The sequence below is a fragment of the Oleiphilus sp. HI0061 genome (genome assembly GCF_001635675.1).
Genome location: NZ_LWFE01001180.1, coordinates 1 through 5,071 on the forward strand (window position 1 = coordinate 1; position 5,071 = coordinate 5,071).

5 protein-coding genes are annotated in these 5,071 nt (G+C 46.3%); all 5 read right to left on the bottom strand.

Features of this window, described 5'->3' with window-relative positions; translation table 11 throughout:
- A partial coding sequence (locus tag A3735_RS18150; RefSeq protein ID WP_068638419.1) for a trans-acting enoyl reductase family protein occupies positions 1 to 930 on the bottom strand: 930 nt, incomplete at its 3' end.
- A gap of 82 nt (positions 931 to 1,012) precedes the next feature.
- A complete protein-coding gene (locus A3735_RS18155; RefSeq protein WP_068506703.1) occupies positions 1,013 to 1,792 on the bottom strand; it encodes an SDR family NAD(P)-dependent oxidoreductase in 780 nt (259 codons plus the stop codon).
- Between the two features lie 172 nt (positions 1,793 to 1,964).
- The gene (locus tag A3735_RS18160; RefSeq protein WP_068506705.1) at positions 1,965 to 2,729 is read right to left on the bottom strand and encodes an SDR family oxidoreductase; all 765 of its coding nucleotides are present in this window, start codon (positions 2,727 to 2,729) and stop codon (positions 1,965 to 1,967) included.
- Between the two features lie 192 nt (positions 2,730 to 2,921).
- Positions 2,922 to 3,902 (bottom strand): NADPH:quinone oxidoreductase family protein, encoded by a 981-nt coding sequence (locus tag A3735_RS18165; RefSeq protein WP_068506707.1) that lies wholly within the window; start codon positions 3,900 to 3,902, stop codon positions 2,922 to 2,924.
- 91 nt (positions 3,903 to 3,993) lie between these two features.
- Positions 3,994 to 5,070 carry a phosphotransferase family protein gene (locus A3735_RS18170; RefSeq protein WP_068638421.1) on the bottom strand — a complete coding sequence of 359 codons (1,077 nt, stop codon included), beginning with the start codon at positions 5,068 to 5,070 and terminating at the stop codon, positions 3,994 to 3,996.
- Position 5,071: the final 1 nt, after the last annotated feature.

Below are 5,071 nucleotides of genomic sequence, written 5' to 3' on the forward strand. Positions count from 1 at the left end.
AAAGCGATTAATTGTATTTTTATACCAAGACCCCGGCTTACCTGCCATCATCAAGCCTAAGGTCAATAAGCCAGCATAACCTTTGGCTCTTCCAGTAAAGCCTTTGCCGCTCATCATCGCTTCATCATAAAGGAAGTCTTTTCCATACGGGTAAGACTTCAAAGCATGAGAGCGTCGAACAACGCGCGTATTTATTGCCGCCATGATGAAAGGCATGATCCAAGCTTTTAGGTCAGAGTCGTATTTAACGCTTTGCATATCTGGCTTATCAGGGCCCGACATTTCCCCCTGAGGGTTCAAACCATAAGGGTTGAAGATCACCTTCTTAACTTCAGGGTCTTTACTCGCTTCGAGCATCACATTATTCATACTGGCAAAGGTACCGCCACTCATCGCCCCTTTTGCAGCTTTTAAGCGCATCTTGATATGGTAGCAATATTCGCCATAGTGATGTTTTGCTTCACGCTGAAGAAAGTACACACCCATGTCGGAAGGAATCGAGTCAAAACCACAACAATGGACAATCCGGCAACCGGCTTCTTTTGCCGCTTTGTGGTGCTTGTCGATCATGCGACGAATCCATTGCGTCTCGCCGGCCAGGTCGCAATAGTCAGTGCCGTTCTCGACACACGCGGCGACTAACTCGTTTCCATATTTAGCGTAAGGACCGACCGTTGTGCAGACGACTTTAGTACGTTTTGCCAGTTCATTCAGGCTAGCCGTATCGTGGCTATCGGCAAGAATAAGAGGAATGTTATCGTTACCTAAGCCTTTTCGAACTTCTTCAAGCTTGGTTTGGTTGCGTCCAGCCATTGCCCATTTTAGTTCGCCATCGAGGCCGTAGGTATTTAGATAGTATTCGGCAACTAAGCGGCCTGTAAAACCACTTGCTCCCCATATGATCACATCGAATTCGCGCTTTGTACTCATGACCTCTTCCTATTATTTTTATAGCTTATTTTCAAAGGGGTCAGACTCGATTGAAATTCAATCGAGTCTGACCCCTTTGAAATTACATGGCTGACATGCCGCCGTCAACCGGTATAGCAATACCGTTCATATAACTATTCGCTGGTGACAGTATCATGACCATGACATTCACAATTTCTTCAACTCGTGCGATACGCTTCATCGGACAGCCGCGCGCAAGGTTCTTGTTGACCTCTTCGATATTATCATTCGGATTCATCGTTGGATTATCAACCATCGGCGTTGACGTAAAGAAGGGGCAAATCGCATTAACTCGAACATTCATAGGCCCACATTCAACTGCGGCCGTTTTAGTTAGACCTATTACAGCGTGCTTGGCAGCGCCATAGGAGCTTCCCATCGGCGTTCCACCTAAACCTGCCATGGAACTTACATTCAGAATCGCACCCTCTTTTTGAGCAGCCATGACTCTTAACTGATGCTTCAGGCCAAACGCGACACCTTTAGTATTAACATCTAACTGACGAGAAAGCGTTGGGCCGTCCAGGTGAACCAATGGGCCCAGTTTAGGAGCGATACCAGCATTGTTAACAGCAATATCAAGCTTGCCAAAATTATCAACCGCAGCCTTTACGAGTTCTTCAGAATGCGCTTCTTCAGCTATATCACCCGTTAAGGCAATAACCTTACTGCCTAGGGTTTCACAATCCTGCTTTGTCAGTGTTAAGCCTTCTTCGTTGAAGTCAGCTAGCACTAAGTTCGCTCCGCGCTTGGCTAACTCTTCGGCTAGGCTTTTACCAAAGCCACTGGCAGCGCCGGTAATCAATGCTACCTTTTCTGAAAAATCTAGTAGGTTATCCATAGTTTATCTCTGAATTAATAGGTATTACTAAAACTAAAAAATGAATTCACCACAGAGAACACCGAGCGCTTTGCTTCACAGAGAAGACAAAAAAAGTACATATTATTATACAAATATTTTCTCGGTGTAGGCCTCAGGCTGCTCTGTGATCTCGGTGATTACATTTTTTAATTTAGATCGTTAGTCCACCATCAACGACAATACACTCGCCGTTGGTGTAGGAGCTTGCATCAGATACGAGGTAAAGTACCGTACCTGCCATTTCTTCTGGCTCTGCATGACGATGCATAGGAATCATCTGCATTGCGGCTTTGTGCATTTTCTCATTAGCAAATAACGCCCCGGCAAACTTGGTTTTAGTCAGGCCAGGCAAAATAGCATTACAACGGATACCCAGCGGTGCACATTCCTTCGCGAAGGCTTTAGTCATATTGATAACCGCCGCTTTGGTAATAGAATAAATCCCCTGCATCATGCCGGGCTGTAAGCCATTAACTGAAGCAGTATTGACGATGGCACCACCGCCATTTTTCTTCATCAATTTGCCTGCAGCGACTGACATAAAAAAGTAACCACGGATATTTACATCAACAGTTTTATCATAGGCCGCTAGGTCTGTATCAAGAATATGGCCAAAGTATGGGTTGGCTGCTGCATTGTTAACTAGAATATCGAGCTTGCCGTGCTTGCTTTCGATATGAGCAAAGCATGATTCAATCTGCCCCATATCACCGACATGGCATGCTAAGGCTTCAGCGGAACCACCCGCCTCAGTAATCGCATCGGCAACCAACTGGCAGTCATCTACCTTGCGGCTTGAAACAATAACGTGTGCGCCCTGCTCTGCTAATAGCTTCGCAATCGCTTCACCGATACCACGACTTGCGCCCGTTACCAGTGCAACTTTTCCTGTTAGATCAAATAAATTTGTAGCCATGTTTTTACCTATTAGTTCTAGAAAATATTTAAACACTAAGCACTTAAACCACCGAGAATACAGAGCGCTTCGCGTCACAGAGAAAAGATAAACACTCAACCTAAGTTCTAATACCTTCTCTGTGGAGGCCGCAGGCCGCTCGGTGTGCTCTGTGGTGGAATCAATCGAGTCTGACCCCTTTGATTAACCATATTACTCCGCTACCACAACAACCTTACCTTTAACCTCTCGGTTAAAGACTTTGGCTAATGCCTCTTTTGTGTTTGCTAAAGTAAAGACTTCATCGGTGACAACCGATACTTTGCCATCTTTATGCCAGGCAAAAAGCTCCTGCATATTTTGCAGGAAGACCATAGGTTCATGCATGACGAAGCTGCCCCAAAATACACCTATCACACTGTATTCTTTCACCAAGGCGAGATTAACTGGTAGCTTGGGAATGGTGCCTGATGCAAAGCCGATGACAAGCAAACGACCATTGCGAGCCATCGCTCTTGTGCAAGCATCAAATGCCTCGCCACCAACCGGATCGTAAACGACATCTACGCCCTTGCCTTTTGTCAGATCTTTTAGCGCTTGCTTGAGATCTTGTTCCTTATAGTTAACCAGCTCATCGGCACCTTGTTCCTTGGCGATTTCTAGCTTATCTTGAGAGGAACACACTGCAATAACCTTGGCCCCCATCGCCTTGCCGATTTGCACGGCAGCTAAGCCTGTTCCGCCTGCTGCACCCAGCACGACTAGCGTTTCACCTGACTTCAATCGAGCGCGTTGCTTTAAGGCATGATGAGCCGTGCCATGAGCACACATGATATTGGCGGCATCAATATCATTCATCTCATCGGGAATAGGCATGACTAACTTTGAATTAACAACCGCCTGCTCAGCAAAGCCTCCATATTTTTGGCTGCTACAGATTAGTCGCTGGCCAACCTTCAAGTGCTTAACCCCTTCGCCAAGCGATTCCACCTCGCCACAAAATTCCATACCGGGTATAAAGGGGCGCTCAGGTTGAACTTGATACAAGCCTTGCACTAAAAGGCCATCAGGGAAGTTAACGCCTGTCGCTTTAACGTTAATACGAACTTCGCCTTTAGCCGGCTCAGGCGCTTCGACGTCTTTAAATACCAAGGTATCTATAGGACCAAACTCTTCACATACGATTGCTTTCATTTATATTTCCTAATTTTGGAAAATCTATTTGTAGGCAGAGGGGTCAACCCCGTGCTAGTCCGCTAGCGAGCCATGTAAGGCTCTGCCTACATTAGCTTTCTTCTTTAATCACGGCCAACGCGCCCATTGCCAGAAGTGGCACATAAGCTCCGACTTTACCGGCCTGTTTACTGGAAGCGTTTCCGTCTAATGCTCGTTTCGCGACGCCTTGTGCGATCGCGGCTAAACGGAAGAAGCTAAAGGCTAGATAGAATGCCCAGTGATCAATCTTGTCGATTCCCATACGTTTGCAATATCGTGCAACATATTCTTTTTCAGTTGGAATACCTAGGCTTGTGCGATCAATACCTGCTAACCCACTCATTTGACCCGGCTTCTTTTGCCCGCCGCTAGCAGGCATACGCAACTGCATACATTGGTATGCCAAGTCTGCAAAAGGATGACCCAATGTAGACAACTCCCAATCTAATACGGCCAAAATACTAACTTCACCAGACTGCAAAGCGGCACTTGAAAACATCATATTGTCGAGGCGATAGTCACCGTGAACTAAGGAAACACGGCCGTCATCTTCGGGCAGATTTTCTTCTAACCATGCGATCAATTGATCCATTGCTGGAATCGGCTTAATTTCAGATGCTTTATATTGCTGACTCCAGCGAGATAGTTGGCGCTCAAAATAGTTCCCTGGCTTGCCATAATCACTCAATCCTGCACTGTCTAAATCGACACTATGAATCGCAGCTAGTACATCGCCCATTTGCTCGTATGCGGCGCTTCGCATTTCATTTGACGCTAGTTCTGGCAAGGCGGCATCCCAGAAGATACTGCCTGCGCAATACTCCATTACGTAGAACATGGAGCCGATAATTTCCCGGTCTTCACATAGGTGATACATGCGAGGCACCGGTACGTCAGAATCTGCTAGCGCTTGATAGACTCGAAACTCTCTGTCGACTGCATGAGCAGATTTGAGCAGTTTGCCTGGAGGCTGCCTTCTTAGAACAAAGTCCCCCGAAGGAGAAGACAGCTTGAAAGTCGGGTTTGACTGCCCCCCCTCAAATTTTGTTGCTTTAATCGGCCAAGAAAAGCCTTCGATATTGTCTGCAAGGTAAGCAGCTAGCTTAACAACATCGAGCTCATCAACATTTGTTTTTATATCCGACATA